The 23169-nt window shown below is 71.6% G+C and carries 16 protein-coding genes, 1 pseudogene and 1 riboswitch; of the genes and pseudogenes, 4 read left to right on the top strand and 13 right to left on the bottom strand.

Annotation, left to right across the window (positions count from 1 at the left end; translation table 11 throughout):
- The first annotated feature begins 246 nt into the window (after positions 1 to 246).
- Positions 247 to 1341, top strand: a complete 1095-nt coding sequence (locus AC3AGO_RS19720) for a citrate synthase 2 (RefSeq protein WP_487821535.1) — start codon at positions 247 to 249, stop codon at positions 1339 to 1341.
- 99 nt (positions 1342 to 1440) lie between these two features.
- On the opposite strand, the gene AC3AGO_RS19715 is transcribed toward AC3AGO_RS19720, so the two are convergent.
- The 8 genes and pseudogenes from AC3AGO_RS19715 to AC3AGO_RS19680 form a co-directional block, all read right to left on the bottom strand.
- Positions 1441 to 3003, bottom strand: coding sequence for a sodium:solute symporter family protein (locus tag AC3AGO_RS19715; RefSeq protein WP_487821534.1), 1563 nt, complete (start codon positions 3001 to 3003; stop codon positions 1441 to 1443).
- 164 nt (positions 3004 to 3167) lie between these two features.
- On the bottom strand, positions 3168 to 3752 hold the full coding sequence (locus AC3AGO_RS19710) for a TetR/AcrR family transcriptional regulator (protein ID WP_487821533.1): 585 nt from the start codon (positions 3750 to 3752) through the stop codon (positions 3168 to 3170).
- Between the two features lie 25 nt (positions 3753 to 3777).
- Positions 3778 to 4566 carry an enoyl-CoA hydratase family protein gene (locus AC3AGO_RS19705; RefSeq protein ID WP_487821532.1) on the bottom strand — a complete coding sequence of 263 codons (789 nt, stop codon included), beginning with the start codon at positions 4564 to 4566 and terminating at the stop codon, positions 3778 to 3780.
- A 70-nt stretch (positions 4567 to 4636) separates the two neighbouring features.
- Positions 4637 to 5809 carry an acyl-CoA dehydrogenase family protein gene (locus tag AC3AGO_RS19700; protein ID WP_487821531.1) on the bottom strand — a complete coding sequence of 391 codons (1173 nt, stop codon included), beginning with the start codon at positions 5807 to 5809 and terminating at the stop codon, positions 4637 to 4639.
- The gene (locus AC3AGO_RS19695) at positions 5806 to 7839 is read right to left on the bottom strand and encodes an acetyl/propionyl/methylcrotonyl-CoA carboxylase subunit alpha (RefSeq protein ID WP_487821530.1); all 2034 of its coding nucleotides are present in this window, start codon (positions 7837 to 7839) and stop codon (positions 5806 to 5808) included. Before AC3AGO_RS19695 ends, AC3AGO_RS19700 begins: the two co-directional genes overlap by 4 nt.
- A gap of 14 nt (positions 7840 to 7853) precedes the next feature.
- Positions 7854 to 9464: an acyl-CoA carboxylase subunit beta gene (locus AC3AGO_RS19690; RefSeq protein WP_487821529.1), complete on the bottom strand. Its 1611-nt coding sequence runs from the start codon at positions 9462 to 9464 to the stop codon at positions 7854 to 7856.
- Positions 9461 to 11278: an acyclic terpene utilization AtuA family protein gene (locus AC3AGO_RS19685; protein WP_487821528.1), complete on the bottom strand. Its 1818-nt coding sequence runs from the start codon at positions 11276 to 11278 to the stop codon at positions 9461 to 9463. The genes AC3AGO_RS19690 and AC3AGO_RS19685 overlap by 4 nt, the downstream gene beginning before the upstream one ends.
- Before the next feature lie 344 nt (positions 11279 to 11622).
- A pseudogene (locus AC3AGO_RS19680) lies at positions 11623 to 12417 on the bottom strand (TIGR03084 family metal-binding protein); the annotation flags it as partial.
- A gap of 138 nt (positions 12418 to 12555) precedes the next feature.
- On the opposite strand from AC3AGO_RS19680, the gene AC3AGO_RS19675 reads away from it, so the two are divergent.
- Entirely contained in the window at positions 12556 to 12816 is a 261-nt protein-coding gene (locus AC3AGO_RS19675) for a type II toxin-antitoxin system Phd/YefM family antitoxin (protein ID WP_487821527.1), read from the top strand.
- The gene (locus AC3AGO_RS19670) at positions 12813 to 13064 is read left to right on the top strand and encodes a type II toxin-antitoxin system RelE family toxin (RefSeq protein WP_487821526.1); all 252 of its coding nucleotides are present in this window, start codon (positions 12813 to 12815) and stop codon (positions 13062 to 13064) included. Before AC3AGO_RS19675 ends, AC3AGO_RS19670 begins: the two co-directional genes overlap by 4 nt.
- A 14-nt stretch (positions 13065 to 13078) precedes the next feature.
- Here the strand turns inward: AC3AGO_RS19670 and AC3AGO_RS19665 are convergent, their stop codons facing one another.
- The 5 genes from AC3AGO_RS19665 to AC3AGO_RS19645 all read right to left on the bottom strand — a co-directional run bounded on the left by AC3AGO_RS19665 (position 13079) and on the right by AC3AGO_RS19645 (position 21273).
- Positions 13079 to 15949 (bottom strand): FAD-binding and (Fe-S)-binding domain-containing protein, encoded by a 2871-nt coding sequence (locus AC3AGO_RS19665; protein WP_487821525.1) that lies wholly within the window; start codon positions 15947 to 15949, stop codon positions 13079 to 13081.
- 1019 nt (positions 15950 to 16968) lie between these two features.
- Positions 16969 to 17169 (bottom strand): hypothetical protein, encoded by a 201-nt coding sequence (locus AC3AGO_RS19660; protein ID WP_487821524.1) that lies wholly within the window; start codon positions 17167 to 17169, stop codon positions 16969 to 16971.
- A 905-nt stretch (positions 17170 to 18074) separates the two neighbouring features.
- Positions 18075 to 18845, bottom strand: coding sequence for an ABC transporter ATP-binding protein (locus AC3AGO_RS19655; protein WP_487821523.1), 771 nt, complete (start codon positions 18843 to 18845; stop codon positions 18075 to 18077).
- A gap of 77 nt (positions 18846 to 18922) precedes the next feature.
- Positions 18923 to 19912: a FecCD family ABC transporter permease gene (locus AC3AGO_RS19650; RefSeq protein ID WP_487824721.1), complete on the bottom strand. Its 990-nt coding sequence runs from the start codon at positions 19910 to 19912 to the stop codon at positions 18923 to 18925.
- Positions 19913 to 20202: 290 nt separating this feature from the next.
- A complete protein-coding gene (locus tag AC3AGO_RS19645) occupies positions 20203 to 21273 on the bottom strand; it encodes an ABC transporter substrate-binding protein (RefSeq protein WP_487821522.1) in 1071 nt (356 codons plus the stop codon).
- 36 nt (positions 21274 to 21309) lie between these two features.
- A riboswitch (cobalamin riboswitch) is annotated at positions 21310 to 21502 on the bottom strand.
- A gap of 163 nt (positions 21503 to 21665) precedes the next feature.
- Between AC3AGO_RS19645 and serC the strand changes: the two genes are divergently transcribed.
- Positions 21666 to 22784 (top strand): phosphoserine transaminase, encoded by a 1119-nt coding sequence (gene serC / locus AC3AGO_RS19640; protein ID WP_487821521.1) that lies wholly within the window; start codon positions 21666 to 21668, stop codon positions 22782 to 22784.
- Positions 22785 to 23169 lie beyond the last annotated feature (385 nt).

Below are 23169 nucleotides of genomic sequence, written 5' to 3'. Positions count from 1 at the left end.
ATCAGCGAGGCATGCGGAACGGTCCGCCAGCCGCCACGGGGCGCGGCGGTGGAACCGGACCGGCCCCGCCCGCCACCAGACTTGACCCACGGTCACCTGCCGTCCGGCCGCACCCGGCCGTCCGTCCGGTCGCCGTCCGTCACACCACAGACCGACCGTCACAGAGACAGACCGTCACCACGGACAGTCCGTCACCACAGACCAGTCCGGCAGTACCACTGCCGGCACACACGAGGGAGCCGCCTGATGTCCGACTTCGTACCCGGGCTCGAGGGAGTCGTCGCGTTCGAGACGGAGATCGCCGAACCCGACAAGGAGGGCGGCGCGCTCCGCTACCGAGGCGTGGACATCGAGGACCTGGTCGGCCAGGTCACGTTCGGGAACGTGTGGGGACTGCTCGTCGACGACAGTTTCAACCCGGGGCTGCCGCCCGCCGAACCGTTCCCGATTCCCGTGCACTCGGGCGACATCCGGGTCGACGTGCAGTCGGCGCTGGCGATGCTCGCGCCGGTGTGGGGCCTGAAACCGCTGCTCGACATCGACGAGCAGCAGGCCCGCGACGATCTGGCGCGGGCCGCGGTGATGGCGCTGTCGTACGTGGCGCAGTCGGCGCGCGGGCCGGGGCTGCCGATGGTGCCGCAGCGGGAGATCGACAAGGCGGACACGGTCGTGGAGCGGTTCATGCGCCGCTGGCGCGGCGAGCCCGACCCGAAGCACGTCGCCGCCGTCGACGCGTACTGGACGTCGGCGGCCGAACACGGGCTGAACGCCTCGACGTTCACCGCGCGCGTCATCGCGTCCACCGGCGCCGACGTGGCCGCTTCGCTGTCGGGCGCGGTCGGCGCGATGTCGGGGCCGCTGCACGGCGGGGCGCCGTCCCGGGTGCTGGGGATGATCGAGGAGATCGAACGTACGGGTGACGCCGAGGCGTTCGTGAAGCGGCAGCTCGACAAGGGCGAGCGGCTGATGGGCTTCGGGCACCGTGTGTACCGCGCCGAGGACCCGCGCGCGCGGGTGCTGCGGCGTACGGCGAGGGAGCTGGACGCGCCGCGCTACGAGGTCGCGGCGGCACTGGAGCGGGCGGCGCTGGACGAGCTGCGCAGCCGGCGGCCCGACCGGGTGCTGCAGACCAATGTGGAGTTCTGGGCGGCGATCGTCCTGGACTTCGCGGAAGTGCCGGCGCACATGTTCACCTCGATGTTCACGTGTGCCCGTACGGCCGGCTGGTCGGCGCACATCCTGGAGCAGAAGCGCACGGGACGGCTGGTACGTCCCTCGGCCCGCTACGTGGGGCCGGCTTCGCGGTCCGCGGGCTCCATCGACGGGCACCGCACGCCCTGACAGGGGCGCGGGGAACTGCGCGAACCCACAGCGGTGCCGCACCCGCCGGACAGGCCCTCGGGGCACCCGGACCGGCGCGTGCGGCACCGCGCGGAACGCTCAGCGCGCGACCACCGACGTCTCCTCGCCGGAGGCGGGATCGTCTTCGGGGTCGGCGAGGAACTTCCGTTCCAGCGCCGCCCGTTCCTCGTCACTGGGGTCGTCGTTCAGCGAGTCGACGAGCGCGGCCCCCTGCGGGGTGCCCTCCGGCTTGATCAGGCCGACGAGCAGGTACAGCACGAGCGAGGTGAGCACCGGGAAGCCGACCTTCTGCGTCTCGGACGCGCCCTCCATGCCCCAGTAGAGGTACGCCCAGACGGCGAGACCGCCCGCCCAGGACACCAGGGCGGCCATCGGCCCGTTCCGCTTGAACCAGGGCAGCAGCCCCAGCATCAGCGGGATGGAGATCGGTCCCATCGTCGCGGCCACGATGCTGACGACGACCGTCATGATGAACCCGTCGGGATCGCTGAACAGCGCGAAGCTCATGCTGACGGTCACGAAGGCGATGGTCGTGATGCGGGCGAACAGCAGCTGGTTCTTCTGCGTCAGCCGGCGCACCTTCGGCACCAGGACGGGCGCCAGGTCGCGGGTGATGACGGCCGTGATGACGTTGGAGTCGGACGCGACCATCGCCATGGTGTGCGAGAAGAAGCCGGCCAGCAGCAGTCCGATCAGCCCGGTCGGCAGCAGCTCCTGCGCGAGCTTGATGTACGACTCCTCGCCGTTGTCGAGGCCCGGCACGATCAGCGGCGCCGCGATCATCGGTATGAACAGGATGAGCGGCCACACGATCCACAGGATGCTGGACAGCAGCGCCGACTTCTTCGCCCTGCTGCCGGACGGTGCCGCCATGTAGCGCTGCGACAGGTTCCACATGCCGCCGTTGTACTCGAAGGTCTTCACCAGCAGGAACGCCATGATGAGCCCGGTGGTGACCGTCCCGTTGACCGGGTCGGAGTGTCCCTCGGGCAGGTCGCCCCACATCGTCCACAGCGTGGAGACGCCGCCCAGGTGCGCCATGACGGCGACCAGCATGGCGATGCCGGCGACGAACTGGATGATGAACTGTCCGAAGTCCGTGAGGACATCGGCCCACAGTCCGCCGAAGGTCACGTAGAACATCGTGCACAGGCCGGTGACGATGATGCCCACGACCAGCGGGATGTTCGCGAAGCCCTGCAACAGGACGGCGATGGCGACCCACTTGGCCGCGATGTCGACCACCTTCAGCGCGGCGCCGCTGTACGCGAGCACCTGCTGGGTGGGCAGGTTGTAGCGGATGGCCAGGTACGCGAGCGGTGAGTTGACGCCGTGCTTGGCGCGCAGCCTGTTCCAGCGGGGTGCGAACAGGAAGGCGCCGATACCGATGCCGATGCCGATGGTGAGCGGCCACCAGAAGTAGACCGTGACCCCGGAGTCGTACGCGACGGCAGCGAAGGTGACGAACATGATGGCGCTGTAGCCGGACATGTGGTGCGAGATGCCGGACAGCCACCAGGGGATGCGGCCTCGTGCGGTGAAGAAGTCGGCCACGGTGGAGACGCGGCGCTTCGAGTAGAGACCGATGCCGACCATGACGAAGAAGTAGGCACCGAGTACGACCCAGTCCGGTGTGGACATCACGGCTCCTCTGTTCACTGATATGAACTGCTGCCAAGTCCCTGAATGAGCCGTCACACTAGAAGTGGCCTGATGGAGCGTCAATACGCGTACACACACGAATCCCCCGTGGCCCTCATCCAGGTCAATGAATGAGGAACACAGGGGAGTTGGCCCGCGGGGTGTCAGCGCAGCGCGTCCGCCACGATCGCCGACCACTGGTCGACGACCCGTTCACGGCGCGCGCTGTCGTCGGTCAGCAGGTTGGCAAGCCCCAGGCCACGGGCCATGTCGAGCAGGCCCTGCACCGTCTCCCGGACACCCGGCGCGCTCTCGTCGGCGTCCAGCAGTCCGACCGCCATCCGGTGCGTCTCGCGGCCGATACGGGCCTCCAGATCCGTGACACGCGGGCCCAGTTGGGGCTCGTTCGACGCCGCCACCCACAGGTGCAGCGCCGCACGGAACAGCGGACCCGTGTACAGGCCGACCAGTGTGCTCACCGCTTCCCGCGTGTCCGCGGGCGCGGGGAGGGCGCGCAGGGCCTTCGACCGCTCCTCCGACACGTACTCGACGGCAGCCGTGAACAGGTCCTCGCGGGTGGGGAAATGGTGCTGCGCCGCACCGCGCGACACCCCGGCGTGCTCGGCGACGACCGTGACCGTGCTGCCCGACCAGCCGTGTTCGGCCAGGCACGTCACGGCGGACGCCAGCAGCCGCTGCCGGGTGGCACGGCTGCGGTCCTGCTTGGGTTCGGCACCACGGACGTTCACCGCGGGGCCTCCCGGAAATCTGCGGTCACCACACCCACTCGGGATCCCGTCGTTCGAGGAAAGCGGTCATGCCCTCGCGCGCCTCGTCGGAGGCGAACAGCCGCTCGGACAGTGCGGCGAGGGTATCGGTGTCCCGGTCGAAGGCCCGCAGGACCTCCGCCGTCACCAGCCGCTTCGACTCCGCGAGCCCCTGCGGGGAGCCCCGCCGCAGCCCGTCCAGCACCGGAGCGAGCGCCGCGTCCACGCCCGCGCCGCCGTCTCCGTCCGCACCGCCGCCCGCGGCGTCGGCGGCCAGGGTGATCAGCCCGATCCGCGCCGCCTCGGCCGCGCCGAAGCGTTCCCCTGTGAGGTAGTAGCGGCTCGCGGCGCGGGAGTCGAGGCGGGGCAGCAGCGGCATCGAGATCACCGCGGGGGCCACCCCGATCCGCGCCTCGGTGAACGCGAAGCTCGCCCCGGGCCCGGCCACCGAGATGTCGCAGGCCCCCAACAGGCCGGTCCCGCCCGCCCGTACGTGTCCCGTCACCCGGGCGACCACCGGCTTCGGCAGCTCCACGATGCTCCGCAGCAGCCGGACCAGATCGTGCGGAGTGCCGCTGCCCTCCTTCAGATCGGCGCCCGCGCAGAACGTGCCGCCCGTGTGCGTGAGCAGCACGGCACGGGTGTCCGGGTCCTTCGCCGCGGCTTCCAGCCCCTCGTGCAGCTGTGTGAGCAGGCGCGCGGAGAGGGCGTTGCGGTTGTGCGGCGAGTCGAGGGTGAGGGTGGTGATGCCGCGCTCGTACGTGCGCGGCACCAGCCGGGTTCCATCGGTCTCCACGGGGCCTCCGTTCGGCACGGTCGGTACGGGACTGCGGTGTCCACGGAGCTCAATAGGACTTCCGCGGGGCTCAGTACGACTTGGGCAGGCCGAGGCTCTGGTGCGACACGTAGTTGAGGATCATTTCGCGGCTCACCGGGGCGATGCGGGCCACCCGCGCTGCCGTGATCATCTGGGCCAGTCCGTACTCGCGGGTGAGCCCGTTGCCGCCCAGCGTGTGCACCGCCTGGTCGACGGCCTTCACGCTGGCCTCCCCCGCGGCGTACTTCGCCATGTTGGCCGCCTCGCCGGCCGCGGTGTCGTCGCCCGCGTCGTTCAGCAGTGCCGCCTTGCGCATCATCAACTTGGCGAGTTCCAGGTCGATATGGGCCTGTGCGAGGGGGTGCGCGATGGACTGGTGCGCGCCGATCGGCTCCTTCCACACCTGCCGCGTACGGGCGTACTCCAGGGCCCGCTCCATCGCGTACCGGCCCATCCCGATCGCGAACGCCGCGGTCATGATGCGCTCCGGGTTGAGGCCCGCGAACAGCTGCAGCAGCCCCGCGTCCTCGTCGCCCACGAGCGCGCCGGCCGGCAGCCGTACCTCGTCCAGCACCAGCTCGAACTGCTTCTCCGGCGCCGACACTTCCATGTCGATCATGCTGCGCGAGAAGCCGGGCGCTTCGCGCGGCACGATGAACAGGCACGGCTTCAGCTTTCCGGTCCGCGAATCCTCCGTACGCCCGACGATGAGCGTCGCGTCGGCTATGTCGACACCGGAGATGAACACCTTCCGGCCGTTGAGGACCCACTCGTCGCCCTCGCGGCGCGCGGTGGTGGTGATGCGGTGCGAGTTGGAGCCCGCGTCCGGTTCGGTGATGCCGAACGCCATCTTCAGCCGCCCGTCGGACAGTCCGGGCAGCCAGGCCCGCTTCTGCTCCTCCGTGCCGAAGCGGGCGATGACGGTGCCGCAGATCGCGGGTGACACGACGAGCATCAGCAGCGGGCAGCCGGCCGCGCCCAGTTCCTCCAGCACGATGGCCAGTTCGGCCATGCCGCCGCCTCCGCCGCCGTACTCCTCGGGCAGGTTGACGCCGAGATAGCCGAGCTTGCCGGCCTCGGCCCACAGTTCGTCCGTGTGCTTGCCGTCCCGGACGACAGCGGCGAAATAGTCGCGGCCGTAGCGCTGTCCCAGCGCGGCGACGGCGTCGCGCAGTGCGCGCTGTTCCTCGGTCTCCAGCAGGGCGGGCGGGGCCTCGGTCATGCTGACTCCTTCTGCGTTGCCGGCTTCGCGCCGGGTGCCTTCTCTTCGGCTGCCGCTTCGTCGTCGGAGACGACGGCGAGCAGCGCACCGACCTCGACCTGCCGGCCGGGTTCGGCGTTCAGCGCGGTGAGCGTGCCGGAGGCGGGAGCGACGACCTTGTGCTCCATCTTCATCGCCTCCAGCCACAGCAGCGGCTGTCCCGCCTCCACGGCGGAGCCGACCGCCAGCCCTTCGGCGACCCGTACGACAGTGCCCGGCATCTGCGCGAGCAGGGAGCCCGGTTCCGTACGGTCGGCCGGGTCGGCGAAACGGGGCAGCGCGGTGAAGGCGTGCCCGCCGAACGCCGAATCGACGTACACGGCGGCACTGCCCGCGTACACCGACACCTCGAAGTCCCGTGTCACACCGTCCGCTTCGAGCGTCACCCGGTCCGGCGCCGAGCGGACCAGTGCGACGCCGGGGAAGCCCTCGGCGGCGAGCCCGTCGCGGGTGAGGCGGTAGCGGATCTCGTGCTCGGTGCCGTCGGGTTCGGCGCGGTAGCTCTTGCTCTGCCGCGCGGCGGGCACGTTGCGCCAGCCGCCGAGCCTGCCGGTCACCGTCGTACCGGCAGCACGCGTACGGGCCGCGTCCGCGAGCGCGGCGGCCAGCGCAGCCAGCCGTTCGGCCTGCGGGTCGGCGGGCCGGGTCAGCGCGTCCAAGTGACGGTCGTAGAAGCCGGTGTCGAGCCGGGCCGCGGCGAAATCGGGGTGCCGCAGTGACCGTACGAGCAGCTCCCGGTTGGTCACCGGACCGTGCACACGCGCGCGTTGGAGAGCGTGCGCCAGCTTGCGTACGGCCTCCGTACGGGACGGCGCCCAGGCGACGGCCTTGGCGAGCATCGGGTCGTAGTGCACACCGATCGTGTCGCCGTCCGTCACCCCGCTGTCCAGCCGGACACCGTCGGGAACGTCCAGCCTGTGCAGCGTTCCGGTCTGCGGCTGCCACTGCTGTGCCGGATCCTCCGCGTACAGCCGGGCCTCGACAGCGTGACCGTGCGGAACCGGCGGACCGTTCCGCGGCAGTGCGCTGCCCTCGGCGACGCGTATCTGTGCGGAGACCAGGTCCAGTTGGTGCACCTGCTCGGTGACGGGGTGCTCGACCTGCAGCCGGGTGTTCATCTCCAGGAAGTACGCCCTGCCGTCCGCCCCGTCGCCCTCTTCCGCGGACCCGGGCCCGGAACCGGACACCAGGAACTCCACCGTTCCCGCGCCCCGATAGCCCACGGCCTGCGCCGCCTTGACCGCCGCGCTGTGCAGCGTGTTCCGCAGAGTGTCGGACAGTCCGGGCGCCGGGGCCTCCTCGACGACCTTCTGGTGCCGGCGCTGGAGAGAACAGTCGCGGGTGCCGAGCGCCCACACCGTTCCGTGCTCGTCGGCGAGAACCTGCACCTCGACATGCCGGCCGCGCTCCACGTACGGCTCCGTGAACACCTCGCCGTCGCCGAACGCGGAGGCCGCCTCGGCGCCCGCCGCCTCGATCTCGCCCCGCAGCGCGGCGAGTTCACGTACGACACGCATCCCGCGGCCGCCGCCGCCCGCCGACGCCTTCACCAGCAGCGGCAGATCGGCCTCCGTGACGTCCTCCGGCCGTACGGGAGCCAGCTGCGGCACTCCCGCGTCGCCCATCAGCCGCTTGGCGCGGGTCTTGGACGCCATCGCCTCGATGGCCTCGGGCGGCGGCCCGATCCACACGAGTCCCGCGTCCTGTACGGCGCGGGCGAAGCCGGCGTTCTCCGACAGAAAGCCGTAGCCGGGGTGCACGGCGTCCGCCCCGGCGGACAGCGCGGCCTTCACGATCAGATCGCCGCGCAGATACGTGTCGGCGGGTGCGCTGCCCGGCAGCCGTACAGCGACATCGGCCTCCCGCGCGTGGGGAGCCGACGCGTCCGCGTCGGAGTACACGGCGACCGTGGCGATACCGAGGTCGGCACACGTGCGGAAGACGCGCCGGGCGATCTCACCGCGGTTGGCGACCAGTACGGACTGGATCATGTGGTGGCTGCCCCTCACATTCTGAAGATGCCGAAGCCGCCCCGCGCGCCTTCGACGGGTGCGGTGTGGATGGCGGACAGGCACAGGCCCAGGACGGTGCGGGTGTCGCGCGGGTCGATGACGCCGTCGTCGTACAGCCGCCCCGACAGGAACATCGGCAGCGACTCCGCCTCGATCTGCTCCTCGACCATGGCGCGCAGCCCCGCGTCGGCCTCCTCGTCGAACGGCTTGCCCTTCGCCGCCGCCGACTCGCGCATCACGATCGACAGCACGCCCGCGAGCTGCTGGGGGCCCATGACCGCCGACTTGGCGCTCGGCCAGGCGAACAGGAAGCGCGGGTCGTACGCCCGCCCGCACATGCCGTAGTGGCCCGCGCCGTAACTGGCGCCCATGAGGACCGACAGATGCGGCACCTTGGAGTTCGACACCGCGTTGATCATCATCGAGCCGTGCTTGACGATGCCGCCCTGCTCGTACTCCTTGCCCACCATGTAGCCGGTGGTGTTGTGCAGGAACAGCAGCGGAATGTCCCGCTGGTTGGCCAACTGGATGAACTGGGTGGCCTTCTGCGACTCCTCGCTGAACAGCACGCCCTGCGCGTTGGCCAGAATGCCCACCGGATAGCCGTGCAGCCGCGCCCAGCCGGTCACCAGACTCGGCCCGTACAGCGGCTTGAACTCGTCGAAGTCCGAGCCGTCCGTGATCCGCGCGATCACCTCGCGCGGGTCGAACGGCACCTTCAGCTCGCCCGGCACGATGCCGAGCAGCTCCTCCTCGTCGTACTTCGGCGGTTCCGGGACGCCCGCCGTGGCGGCCGGATCGGCGTGCGCCTTGCGCCAGTTGAGACGGCCGACGACGCGGCGGGCCTGGCGCAGCGCGTCCGGCTCGTCCAGCGCGAAGTAGTCGGCGAGGCCGGACTCGCGGGCGTGCATCTCCGCACCGCCCAGCTCCTCGTCGTCGGCCTCCTCGCCTGTCGCCATCTTGACCAGCGGCGGGCCGCCGAGGAACACCTTGGCCTGCTCCTTGACCATGATCACGTGGTCGGACATGCCGGGGATGTACGCGCCGCCCGCCGTGGAATTGCCGAACACCACGGCCAGCGTGGGGATTCCGGCCTCGGAGAGCCGGGTGATGTCGCGGAACAGCCCGCCGCCGGGGATGAAGATCTCCTTCTGGCTGGGCAGATCGGCACCCCCCGACTCCACGAGGCTGATGCAGGGCAGCCGGTTCCGGTACGCGATCTCGTTGGCCCGCAGCGCCTTCTTCAGCGTCCACGGATTGCTCGCCCCGCCGCGTACGGTCGGGTCGTTGGCGGTGATCAGGCACTCGACGCCCTCGACGACGCCGATGCCCGCGACGAGCGAGGCGCCGACGGTGTAGTCGCTGCCCCAGCCCGCCAGCGGCGACAGTTCGAGGAACGGGGTGTCGGGGTCGAGCAGCAGCTCGATCCGCTCGCGGGCGAGCAGCTTGCCCCGGTCGTGATGGCGGGCCGTGTACTTCTCGCCGCCGCCGGCCCGGGACTTGTCGTGCTCGGCCTCCAGCTCGGCGAGCTTGCCGAGCATGGTGTCGCGGTTGGCGGCGAACTCCGGGCTTCCGGCGTCGAGCGCCGACTGCAGCACGGTCACGGGAGAAACCTTTCGGGTATGTCCATGTGCCGGGAGCGGAGCCACTCCCCCAGGGCCTTGGCCTGCGGATCGAAGCGCGCCTGGGAGGCGACGCCCTCGCCGAGCAGGGCCTCGATGACGAAGTTGACGGCGTGGAGGTTGGGGAGGAGGTGGCGGGTGACCTTCAAGTGGCGGATTTCGGGGAGCAGATGACGGAGGTGGTCCTCCGTCATCTCATGCGTCAGCCAGGCCCAGGTGTCCTCTGCCGTCTGCCGCCCGTCGCCCGTCAGCGGCTGCGGCTGCGGTTGTGGTTGTGGCTGCGGTTGTGACTGCGGCTGTCGCTGCGGCTGCGGTTGTGGCTGCGGCTCCCGCAGCCATACGCCGAGGTTCGCGTCGCCGCCCTTGTCCCCGCTCCGCGCTCCGAGGAGCGCGCCCAGCGGTGCGCGCCGCGTGGGCCCGTACGAGGCGGGCTCCAGCGGCAGTTCCGGTTCCGGCACCGGGGCGGGCGCCCGGGCCGCGCGGGGCGCCGGCACCTCCACCCGCTCCCCGCCGGGCAGCACAGCGCGGTGCGGCACCCCGTCCGCCGGCACGTACGCCGCCTCGAACACCCCGTAAGGGGAGCCCTTGCCCGGCGGCGCCGTCACATGGAAACCGGGGTAGCTCGCGAGGGCCAGTTCGACCGCGGCGCCGCTCACCGACCGCCCCACGGCGTCCTGTTCGGGGTCGCGCACGACCATCCGCAGCAGGGCCGAAGCCTCTTCCTGTACGTCCGCGTCGTCGTGGTCGGTGCGCGCGAGGGTCCAGCGGACCTCCGCCGGCCGCCGCCCGCCGCGCGTGAACGCGTCCTCCATCTGCTCCCGTACGAGCGCCGCCTTGGCGTCGATGCCGAGCCCGGTGAGGACGAACACGACCTCGTTCCGCCAGCCGCCGAGCCGGGACAGCCCCACCTTGACGTCGGGCGGCGGCGCCTCGCCCCGCACCCCGTCGACGCGCACCCGGTCGGGGCCCTCCTGCCGCAGCCGTACGGTGTCGAGCCGCGCGGTGACGTCCGGGCCCGGGTAGCGGGCGCCGGCCGTCTCGTACAACAGCTGGGCCGTGACGGTGCCTTCGGTGACGGCGCCGCCCGTACCGGGATGCTTGGTGATCACCGAGGTGCCGTCCGCGGCGATCTCCGCGACGGGGAAGCCGGGGCGGCGCACGTCGATGCCGTCCTCGGCGAAGAAGGCGTAGTTGCCGCCCGTGGCCTGGGCGCCGCACTCCAGGACGTGTCCGGCGACGACGGCGCCCGCCAGCGCGTCGTAATCGTCCTCGCGCCAGCCGAAGTGAGCCGCGGCGGCACCGCTGACCAGCGCCGCGTCGGTGACGCGTCCGGTGACGACGAGGTCCGCGCCGGCGTCCAGGCAGGCGGTGATTCCGGCGCCGCCGAGGTACGCGTTGGCCGTCAGCACGCCGTCGCGGCCCCAGTCGCGGCCCGTGAGGTCGTCACCCTCGACGTGCCCGACCCGTACGGGAACCCCGACTCGTTCGCTCAACTCCCCTACGGCATCGGCCAGCCCGGCCGGGTTCAGCCCGCCCGCGTTGGTGACGATCCGTACGCCGCGGTCCTGTGCGAGGCCCAGGCACTGTTCCAGCTGCCGCAGGAAGGTCTTCGCGTAGCCCCGCGCGGGGTCCTTCATCCGGTCCCTGCCGAGGATCAGCATCGTCAGCTCGGCGAGATAGTCCCCGGTCAGCACGTCCAGGTCGCCGCCGCGGAGCATCTCCTCCATGGCCTCGAACCGGTCACCGTAGAACCCGGAGCAGTTCCCGACCCGCAACGTGTCCTCGCCGCGCGTCACTTGGGGGATCCCTTCGGGGCTGATCCCTTGAGGTCGCGTGATCCCTTCGGCTCGTCCGCCGTCCGCGGGTCGCGTGTCCCCTTCGGGTCGTGCGATCCCTTCGGCTCGTCCGCCGTCCGTGGGTCGCGTGAGTCCTTGGGGCCGCGTGATCCCTTGGGCTCGTCCGCCGCCTGCGGGGCGCGTGAGTCCTTGGGGTCGCGTGAGTCCTGCGGGTCGCGTGATCCCTTGGGTTCGTCCGCTGCCTGCGGATCGCGTGATCCCTTGAGGTCGTGCGATCCCTTCGGGTCGCGTGGCCCCTTCGGCTCGTCCGCCGTCCGCGGGTCGCGTGTTCCCTGCGGGTCGCGTGATCCCTTCGGCTCGCGGCCGTCTCCCGGTGGGCCCGCGAAGGCCTGGGCGAGGTCCAGCCAGCGGTCCGCGTCGGGGCCCTCGGCCGTCAGGCCGGTGTCGTCGCGGTGCACCCGCTGAGTCACCAGCAGACAGAACTCCAGCGCGTCGCCGGTGACTCGCTGGACGGCGTCCTCCGGCCCGTACGTCCACAGGGTTCCGTCCGGGGCCGTGAGCTCGACCCGGAAGGGTTCCCCTGGGGGTTCCACCCCGTGCACCGCGTACGCGAAGTCCCGCGTGCGCGCCCCGAGTCGGGCGATGTGCCGCAGCCGCGCGGTGGGCTCGCGGGTCACCCCCAGGGCCTCGGCGACGTCGGCCCCGTGCGCCCAGGTCTCCATGAGCCGCGCGGTGGCCATGCCGGCCGCGCTCATGGGCGGCCCGTACCACGGCAGACGCTGCCCCTGCGGGTGCGCGGCCAGCGCCTCCGCCAGCGCGCCCCGGCCCTCACGCCAGCGTGCGAGCAGGACCCCGGGCTCGTCACGGGCCCCGCACCGCGCCGCGTCGTCGACGAACGTGTCCGCCGCTTCGAGGGCCTCCTGCGCCTCCGCGCGGAACGCGGCCTCGTCCCGTACGGCCAGCAGGGACCGCTCGTCCGTCCACGCCAGATGGGCGATCTGATGGGCGACCGTCCACCCCGCGGCGGGCGTGGGCGCCGCCCACCGCTCCGGGGGCAGCGCCGCCACGAGACGCTCCAGCTCCTCGCCCTCGGCGCGCAGATCGTCCAGCACAGCCTGTACGGCGCCGGCCTCGGCCATGGGTGCGCTCCCCTCAACTCGCCCTCCGCACAAGGAGCGTGGCACCCTGCCGGGAAACAATCAAGCGTGCTTGCATGGAAATCTCGGAGGGGTTTCCATGCCCGAATAGCCGACCAGTCACTTGTGTACACTTCTGTCATGAGCGAGAACACGATGCCGATCACGGAGGCCCGTTCCCGGTTCGGGCAGCTCGTCCGCCGTGCCGCCAGCTCACGCGAACGCACCTGCATCACCGACCACGGCCAGGCCGCTGCCGTCATCATCAGCGCCCAGGAGCTGGCCGACATAGAGGACGCCCTGGCCCTTGCCGAGTACCGCGCACGCCAGCAGCGGGGGGAGACAGGCACACCCGTCCCCCACGAAGAGGTGCGCGCCATGCTGGGCCTGGAGAAGCGTTGACCTACAGCATCGTCTGGGACCCGTCGGCGACCAACAAGGCCGTACGGTTCCTCAAGGACGACCCCGACGGGCTCCGCTTCTTCCTCGACACGGTCGACCTGCTGGCCGAGGACCCGCGCCCCGCCGGCAGCGTCCCCTACGGAGCCGACACTCTCCGCCGCATCCACGCGGGCCGCTACCGCGCCCTGTACGAGATCCATGACGACACGATCACCGTGCTCGTGATCCAGGTGGGCCGCATGGCCTGAGTGCCTGAACCCCCTCAGGGGCGGGGGTCGTCCAGGGCCTCCGCTAGGACTTCGGCGAGGTGGCGGCTGTGGGCGTTGCCCAGCTGGTCCAGCTGGGTGCGGCACGAGTAGCCGTCGGCGAGGAGTTCCGCGTTGTCGGGGGCGGCCCGTACGGCGGGGAGGAGCTGGTCCTCGGCGCAGGCGGCGGACACCTCGTAGTGGCCCGCCTCGAAGCCGAAGTTGCCGGCCAGACCGCAGCAGCCCTTGCTCAACTCGCCGGTGAGCCCGGCCCGTTCACGCAGACGGCGGTCCGCGTCCTCGCCCAGGACGGCGTGCTGGTGGCAGTGCAGCTGGCCCGCGACGGGGCGGTCGACGCGGGGTGGCTCCCAGTCGGGTGCGTACTCCTCCAGGGTCTCGGCGAAGGTGCGTACGGCGCCGGCGAGGCGTGCGGCCCGCGGGTCGTCGCCGAGGAGTTCGGGCAGGTCCGTCTTGAGGGCCGCCGCGCACGGGGGTTCGAGCACGGTGACGGGCAGGCCCGTGTCGAGGGCCGGCTCGACGCGGTCCAGGGTGCGGCGCAGTACGGTGCGGGCCCGGTCGAGCTGGCCCGTCGACACGTAGGTGAGCCCGCAGCACACCTGCCGGGGCGGCACGGCGAGCCGCAGCCCGGCGTCCCGCAGCACCCGTACGGCAGCCGAACCGGCTTCCGGGGACAGGTAGTTGGTGAAGGTGTCCGGCCACAGGACGATGCGCTGCCCGGTGTCGCCCTGTGCGCCGCGCCACTCCTGCTTCCGCCACCAGCGGGTGAACGGTTCACGGGGCAGCGCGGGGATGTCCCGTTCCGGGGTCAGCCCGGCGAGGCGTTTGCCCAGCCGGGCCAACGGTCCTGCCTGCGCACCGGCGTTGAGCAGCGGGACCGTCCTGGACGCGGCGGCCAGCCGCAGCCATTCGGGGAGCCGGCCCATCGAATAGTGCGCCATGGGCCGGCGGCGGCCCTCGTAATGGTGGTGCAGGAACTCCGCCTTGTAGGTGGCCATATCGACCCCTACGGGGCAGTCGCTGCGGCAGCCCTTGCAGGAGAGGCACAGATCGAGCGCTTCCCGTACCTCCTCGGACCGCCAGCCGTCGCGCACCACGGCGTCCTCGCCGTGCGCCCCGCCGCCGTTCTCGGCGTCCCCGGCGAGCATCTCGTGCAGCAGCCGGGCGCGGCCCCGCGTGGAGTGCTGCTCCTCACCCGTCGCACGGAACGAGGGACACATCACCCCTGCTCCCGCCGTGGTGTTGCGGCACTTGGCGACACCGACGCACCTGCGTACCGCGGCAGAGAAGTCGCCCCCGTCGTGCGGATAGCCGAACGCCACGTCGACGGGTTTCCGGGGCAGCGGCGCGAAGCGCAGGTTGTCGTCGATGCGGGCCGGCCGCACCAGAATGCCGGGGTTCAGACCCCCGTCGGGGTCCCACACATCCTTGAACCGGCCGAACAGCGCGGTCATTTCGTCGCCGTACATCTTCGGCAGCAGTTCGGCGCGCGCCTGCCCGTCGCCGTGCTCACCGGAGAGCGAACCGCCGTGCGCGACGACCACGTCGGCGAGATCGTGGCTGAACTCCCGGAATTTCCGGATGCCTTCGGCGCCCAGCAGGTCGAAGTCGATCCGGACGTGGATGCAGCCGTCGCCGAAGTGCCCGTAGGGGAGACCCCGCAGACCGTACGAGCGCAGAAGCGCCCGGAAGTCCTTCAGATACGCGCCGAGCCGCGCCGGCGGCACCGCGCAGTCCTCCCAGCCGGGCCACGCCTCGCTGCCGTCCGGCATGCGTGTCGCCGTGCCCGACGCGTCCTCCCGCACCCGCCACAGGGAACGCTGCGCCCCCGGATCGGCGACCAGCAGATGATCGGCGGCGCCGTCGACGGCCGCCGCACGGCACAACTCCTCGGCGCGCGCCCGCGCTTCGCCCGCGTCGCCGCCCCCCATCTCCACGAACAGCCACGCGCCGCCCTTCGGCAGCGCCGCCTTCGCGGTGTCCCCCACCAGGTCGTTGGCCATGCCCTCGACGGTGAGGGGCCGGTGCGGCAGCAGCGCCGCGGCCGCTTCGGCCGCGGCGCTCTCGTCGGGGTAGCCGAGCACGGCGAGGACACGTGCTCCGGGAACGGGTACGAGCCGCACCGTCGCCTGGGTGAGCACCCCGAGCGTCCCCTCACTTCCCGTGAAGGCCCGCGCCCAGTTCTCGTCCCGCTCGGGGAGCAGCTCGTCGAGGGCGTACCCCGAGATGCGGCGCGGGAGTTCGGGGAAACCCGTACGGAGCCGGGCCAGTTCGTCCCGTACGAGCTCCCGCCCCGCCTCCCGGATCCGGGCCGGCACCCCTCCGCCGCCGGCCCCGAGAAGAGCCCGCTCTCCCCCGTAGGTGAGGGCCTCGATCTCCCGTACGTTGTCGGCCGTCGTCCCCCAGGCCACGGAGTGCGACCCGCACGAATTGTTGCCGATCATCCCGCCGAGGGTGCAGCGGCTGTGCGTGGAGGGGTCGGGGCCGAAGGTCAGGCCGTACTCCGCGACCCGGTCCCGCAGCCGGTCGAGAATCACTCCGGGCTGCACCAGGGCCGTCCCCGAACCGGGGTCGACCGCCTCGATGCGGTTCATGTGCCGGGTGAAGTCCAGTACGACGCCGACTCCCGTGGCCTGCCCGGCAATCGAGGTGCCGGCGCCGCGCGCGACGACGGGCACGCCGTATTCGCGGCACGTGGCGAGCACGGCCGCGACATCGTCCGCGTCGCGCGGCGCGACGATCCCTTCGGGGACGCGCCGGTAGTTGGAGGCGTCCATCGTGACCAGCGCACGGCTGCCCGCGTCGAACTCGACCTCGCCCCGCACCGCTTTCCGCAGCGCGCCCTCGACCTCTGCCCTCACCTCAGCCATCCCCCCACCCTGCACCGTTTCGGTCCCCCGACGTGGCCCTTGTACGCGGGCGGCGCGTCTCGGGGTTTGCGTTGGGTGGGGGCGCTTGCGCTGTGCGGGGTGCGTGGGGTGGGGGTGCGGGGTTCATGTGCGGGGGTGGGGGTGGTGGCTCCGGGGGACCCCGGGACGCATGATTTACGGGCCGCGCCCCCCGACATGTTCGGGCCGGCCGCTCATTGGCTGTGCACGGCCCGAAAATCACGCTTTATTGTCCCGGGGCGCCCCCTGCGCCCCCACCCCCACCCGCGACCATGCCCCGCGGGGAGTGGGGAGTGAGGGGTTCGGGTGGGAGGAGTGGGTGAGGGGTCACGGGGTCCCGGGCCACCCCTTGCGCCCTCGGCCCTGCCCGGTCATGACCCGGGTGAGGGGGTGGGGTGCGCCCTGCACCCCCAGCCCCACCTCCGGTCAAGACCCGGGTGAGCGTGCGGGGTTCCGGGTCACGCCTTGCGCCCTCGGCCCCGTCCAGTCCTGACCCGGGTGAGGGTGGGGGGGGAGGGGGCTCCGGGGCGTTCCGTGCGCCCCAACTCCACCCGCGCTCATGACCCGCAGCTGGGGACGGGGGCCGGGGGTAGGCCATGCGCCTCCAGCCCCACTCGCCGTCATGAACCGTGTGGAGGGGGTTCGGGTGCGTCCTGCGTCCTCGGCCCCTGTCCCGTCATGAACGGGAGTCTCGGGGTACGAGCCGCACCCGCGCTCATGAACCGCGTGAGGGTGGGGAGTTCGGGTGGGGTGATGAGGGTTCCGGGGTACGCCCCGGGTCCTCCGTCCCGTCCGGTCATGTGTCCGGGTGGAAGGGGCGGGGCGTCCCGTGCGCCTCCAGCCCCACCCGAACTCATTAACCGCGTGGGGTGAGGGGTGAGGGATGAGGGGTGGCTGGGGTTTTGGGGCACCGCTGCGTTCTTGGCCCCGCCTGCGGTCATGGCCCGGGTGGGGTGAGGTGGGGCCGGCGTTGTTCGGTTGGGCTTCGGGGGGTCTGGGGTCTAGGGGTCGGTTGCTTTCTTTGCGGGGTCGGGCTGTGGGGCGGGCGCGGGGCCGGAGCCCGTTCGGGGTTTGGTGTGCGGGCCGGTCTTTGGTTGCGGCCGGGGTTCGGGCTCCGACTCCGGGTCCTGGGTGGGGTGTTCGGAGCGGTAGGCCTGGGCGCGGATCAGGGCGTTGATGAGGGCCAGGGGGTCGGCAGTCATGCTGCCTCCATGAGGGCGGGGCCGATGGGGGATCCGTAGCCGTGCCGGCGCGCCCCGCCCCGTAGGGGTCAGCGGCGCACCGCACCCCCACGTATTCGCCGCTCCCCTGACCAATCCATTCCGCTGCCTCCTGACGGGTCACCTCACCCCACCGTCACCGGAGACGATGACGTCCCGGTGAGCCAGACATGAAAAACCCTTCATGCCGGAGACCGACCAGACCGAAGAACCCCCACCCCTCCACCCCGCACACCCGCAGGCCCCGGCCCCCTGTCGCTCCCGCGTCCCACAGCCTCGCTCTTACGCCCTCGCCCCCCGCCCCCCTGTGATCTCACCCCCTCCTCACCCCCAACCCTTCATTCCCACCCGGGTCATGACGGTGAGTGGGGCTGTGGGCGCAGGGTGCACCCCAAAACCCGGTCACTTCCTCCCACCCGGAACCCCTCACGCTCCCCCGGGTCACGACCGGAGGCGGGGCTGGGAGTGCAGGGCCCCCACCCGATTCATGGCCGAAGGCGGGCTGGGGCACAGGGAATGACCCGGGCCACCGTCACCCTCATCCACCCCCTCCCACCCGAACCCCTCACTCCCCACTCCCCACTCCCCACGGGGCATGGCCGCGGGTGGGGGTGGGGGCGCAGGGGGCGCCCCGGGACAATACAGCGTGATTTTCGGGCCGTGCACAGCCAATGACGGGCCCAGCCCGAACATGACCGGGGGCGCGGCCCGTAAATCATGCGTCCCGGGGTCCCCCGGAGCCACCACCCCCACCCCCGCACATGAACCCCGCACCCCCACCCCACACACCCCGCACAGCGCCAGCGCCCCCACACAGCGCAAACCCGCACAGCGCAAGCGCCCCCACCCAACGCAGCCCCCCACCCAGCACCCCCCGGGAAGGAACGTCACACCTCAGGGGCCAGAAAGCGAATGCTGGGCCGCCCATCGGCCCCCTCCGGGGAAACCCGCGCACGAACCCCGTACACGTCGGCGATCAGCGCCTCCGTCAGGACCTTCTCCGGGTGGCCGGAGGCCACCACGCAACCGCCCCGCAGCACGACCAGTTCGTCGCAGAACATCGCCGCGTGGTTCAGGTCGTGGAGCGCGACGACGCTGGTCACGGGGAGCCGGACCACGAGCGACAGCAGGTCCAACTGGTGCTGGATGTCGAGGTGGTTGGTCGGTTCGTCGAGGAGGAGGTGGTCGGGCTGCTGGGCCAGGGCGCGGGCGATCTGCACGCGTTGGCGTTCCCCGCCGGAGAGGGTGTGCCAGGACTGATCGAGCTTGTCGGCGAGGCGGGTCTGTTCCACGGCCGTACGGACGGCCGCGTCGTCGTCCGGCGAGGGGCCGGACCACGCGTCGCGGTGCGGGATGCGCCCGAGCCGTACGACGTCGCGGACCCGCATGTCGACGCCGGTGTCCGCGTGCTGCTCGACGACGGCGACCCGGCGCGCGACGGCTTTGCGTTTCATGCGGGCGAGCGGCGTCCCGTCGAGGGTGACGGTGCCCGTGGAGGGCGTACGGATGCCGGCGAGGAGCCGCAACAGGGTCGATTTCCCCGACCCGTTGGGGCCGATGAGGCCCACCGTCGTACCGGGTTCGGGGCAGAGGTCGACGCCGTCGAGGATGCGCCGTCCGCCGGCGTTCCAGGTCACGTCCACGGCTTGCAGGGTCACTTGTCGGCTCTCCTTTCCGCGGTCGCCGGCCGCACACTCGCGGTCATCGCACGCTCGCGGTCATCGCACACTCGCGGTCATCGCACGCTCCGGCTGCGGTGGAGGATGAACGCGAAGCAGGGGACGCCGATCAGCGAGGTCACGACGCCCACCGGTACGTCCTGCGGGTCGAGCACGGTACGGGCCACGGTGTCGACCCACACGAGGAAGACCGCACCGGCGAGTGCCGTCGTGGGCAACAGCCCCCGATGCCCCGGCCCGACGACAGCCCGGGCCGCGTGCGGCAGCACGAGCCCGACGAACCCGATCGCCCCGGCGGCGCTCACGAGCGTCGCCGTCAGCAGCGCGGTGACGACGAGCAGGACGAGCCGTACGCGGCGGACCGAGACGCCCAGCGCGGCGGCCGCTTCCTGCCCGAAGGTGAAGGCGTCCAGGTGGTGCGCGTACGCGAGGCACACGAGCAGCGCGAGCGCCAAAGCGCCGGCGCAGAAGGCGACATCGGTCCAGCCGGCATTGGCGAGGGAGCCGAGGAGCCAGAACAGTACGCCGCGGGTCTGCTCGGCGTCGGCGGACGACATCACGATGAACGAGGTGAGCGCGGAGAAGAGTTGCATGCCGGCGACACCGGCGAGCAGGACGCGTTCGTTGGTGGCGCCGGACGCGTAGGCGAGGGCGAGGACCAGGACGAACGAGAGCAGCGCTCCGGCGAAGGCGCCCATGGGGAGGGTGACGGCGCTGCCGCCGACGCCGAGGACGACGACGAGGACCGCGCCGGTGGAAGCTCCGGAGGAGACGCCGAGTACGTACGGGTCGGCGAGCGGGTTGCGCAGCAGGGACTGCATGATGGCGCCGCACACGCCGAGTCCGGCGCCGCACACGGCGGCGAGGACCGTACGGGGCAGCCGCAGGTCCCACACGATGCCCTCGCGGATGGGGGTGAGGCCGGTGGAGCCGCCCCAGCCGAGGTGTTCGGCGACGACGCCCCACACGTCGGTGACGCGGATGTCGGAGGGGCCGATGGTGATGGTGACGGCGACGGACAGCAGGAGCAGCGCGAGTCCGCCCATCCACAGCACGCCGAGCCGCAGCCGCGGCTTCCCGGAGGGCACGGCGGACGCGGAGCCGGACCGGCCGACGGAAGCGGAAGTCCCGGACACGGAGGGCCCGTCCGCAGCCGAACCGGACACGGAAGCCCCGTCCGCAGCCGAACCGGACACGGAAGCCCCGGCCGCAGAAAGCCCGGACGCGGGCGAACCGGACGGGTCCGCCCCGGCCCCCTCACCGGACGAACCGGACACCTCCCCGGCCCCCTCCCCGGAGGGCGCCCGCTTCACAGGAAGTCCCCTCGGAAGTCCCCTCACTTGTCGAGCCCGAACTTCCGCAGTCCCGCGGCCACTTTCTCCACGCCTTCGCCCGGCAGCCGTACGGACGGGTTCATCGCGGCCCCGCTCAGCAGCACGTACCGCTTCTTCTTCACGGCCTCCATGTGCCGTGTCACGGGGTTCGACTCCAGGAACTCGATCTTCTGCTTCGCGGATTCGGCGGTCTCCCGCTTCCGTGTCAGATCCCCGAGAACGATCATGTCGGGGTTGCGGTCGGCGACGTCCTCCCAGTTGACCTGCGGCCATTCCTGGCGGGTGTCGTCGAAGACGTTCTTCGCGCCGACGGCGCGGTTGATCGCGCCGGGTGCGCCGCAGCAGCCCGCCATATAGGGCGATTCGGAGTTGGCGAACCAGTACATCAGCCGGGCGTCCGAGGCGTTCACGTCCTCGGTGGCCTTCGCCTCCCGCGCCTTGAGCCGGCCGATCAGCTTCTCGCCGCGCTTCTCCACGCCGAACACCTCGGCGAGGTCGCGGATTTCGCCGTACACGGTCTCCACCGTGAGCGGCTTCGTACGGGAGCCGTCGCCGCCGCCCGCGGTGGTCTTGCCCTCGCAGTCGGCCGGGGAGACGTACGTGGGGACGCCGAGCTTCTCGAAGTCGCCGCGGCGGGCGACGCCGCCCTTGCCGAGGGTGGACTCGAAGGTGGCGGAGACGAAGTCCGGCTCCTTGTCCAGCACCCGCTCGAAGGACGGGTTGTTGTCGGCGAGCCGCGGGATCTTCGCGTTGGCCTTCTTCAGTTCGGGCAGTACGGGGTCGGTCCAGGTCGCGGTGCCCGCGATCCGGTCGCCGAGGCCGAGGGAGAGCAGGAGCTCGGTGGAGTCCTGGTTCAGGGACACGGCGCGCGTCGGCGGCCGCTCAACTTTCACTTTCTGCCCGCAGTTGTCCAGTTTCTTGGGGTATCCGGCGGGGGCGGCCTTGTCCGCGCCCTTCCCCTCCGGATCCGTTCCGCCCTGGGCGCCGCAGGACGCGACCAGGCCGAGAACGACAGGTATCAGCACGGATATGGACAGCGCGCGGCGGCGGCTGCGGTGGCGGAATAGCGCCATGGTCCCTTTTCCGTCGGGGGCTCATGCGCGGAGCCCGGCGGCCTCTTGCGGCCAGCAGGTCTTCGGGCTCGGGATCGTGTACGGACGAGCGCCTTCCCGGAGCTTCCGTGCTCCAGTGGCCTGTACTCGCCCAGCTCCCATACCGCTGCGCGTCAGCTCCGGACTCCCACCGGATTCCCTTGTACGAACCGCCTGGTGACAGGGGTCGACTGGCGTTCGCAAGCTACCACACACCCGGCATCGCACCGCTGGGCCGCACCTCGGCGCGAACCGCAGCGGGCCCGAACACACCCCGCGTACGCAGGGCGTTCGTACGGCAACCGTGTGCCGGTCCGCGTCTCGACGTACGGACCGTGTACCGCGGAGCAGGGGGGACGCACTAGGCTGCCCGCGTGGCTGATCTCCAGATTCCCGCTGACATCAAGCCCGCCGACGGTCGATTCGGCTCGGGCCCGTCCAAGGTGCGTACGGAGGCGCTCAGCGCCCTGGCTGCCACCGGTACCTCTCTGCTCGGCACGTCACACCGCCAGGCCCCGGTCAAGGACCTGGTCGGCAAGGTGCGTGACGGAGTGAAGGAGCTGTTCCAGCTCCCCGAGGGGTATGAAGTGGTGCTCGGAAACGGTGGTTCCACCGCTTTCTGGGACATCGCGACACACGGTCTGATCCAGACCAAGTCGCAGCACCTGTCCTTCGGCGAGTTCTCGTCGAAGTTCGCCAAGGCCGCCGAGCTGGCGCCGTGGCTGGACGCCCCGTCCGTGATCAAGTCCGAGCCGGGTACGCACCCGGCAGCGCGGGCCGAACAGGGCGTGGATGTGTACGCCCTCACCCACAACGAGACCTCGACCGGCGTCGCGATGCCGATCGAGCGCGTGTCCGGCGCGGACGACGACGCCCTGGTGCTCGTCGACGCGACGTCCGGCGCGGGCGGCCTGCCGGTCGACATCTCCCAGACGGATGTCTACTACTTCGCCCCGCAGAAGTCCTTCGCCTCCGACGGCGGCCTGTGGATCGGCGTCTTCTCGCCGGCCGCGATCGAGCGCGCCGAGCGGATCGCCGCGTCCGACCGGCACATCCCGGCGTTCTTCGACCTGAAGACGGCGATCGACAACTCCCGCAAGAACCAGACGTACAACACCCCGGCGCTCTCCACGCTGTTCCTGCTGAACGACCAGCTGGAGTGGCTGAACGGCCAGGGCGGTCTGGACTGGGCGGTGCGCCGCACCGCGACGTCGTCGCGCGCGCTGTACGGCTGGGCCGAGGAGTCCAAGCAGGCGACGCCGTTCGTCACCGACCCGGCGCAGCGGTCGCAGGTCGTCGGCACGGTCGACTTCGACGACGCGATCGACGCGGCGCAGGTCGCCAAGGTCCTGCGGGCCAACGGCATCGTCGACACCGACCCGTACCGCAAGCTGGGCCGCAACCAGCTGCGCGTCGCCATGTTCCCGGCGGTCGAGCCGTCCGACGTGGAGGCCCTGACGGCCTGCATCGACTACGTGATCGAGAAGCTGTAACGCGATAACGCGGTAACGCTACGCGCTGTGCGGTGCCCGCGGGCTGGGCGGGCCGCGACGCACGTGAAGGGGCCCGGACACCAAGTGCCCGGGCCCCTTCCCCGTCCCGCCCCAGACCCCCGCCCAGCGGTCTACGCGCACCCCGCACTCACACCACCGACCCGCCCCGTGCGGAGCACGTCCCGCTGCGGCGGAGAGGCTGACCAGCACGGGCCGGGCAGACCCGCCGACTCGACCCCCTGGGCGCCCACCCCGCCCGACCCGCAACTCCCCTCCCGCCGCAGCGGGAAGAGGCCCCCGCGGGCCCGGTCGGCGGTCTGTGCGCGGCTCGCGTTCATACCGCCGGGCCGCCCCCCGTGCGGAGCACGTACCGCTGTGGCGAGGA

It is taken from the genome of Streptomyces sp. BL1 (assembly GCF_057628045.1).
This window is presented reverse-complemented; position numbering and strand designations above follow the sequence as displayed.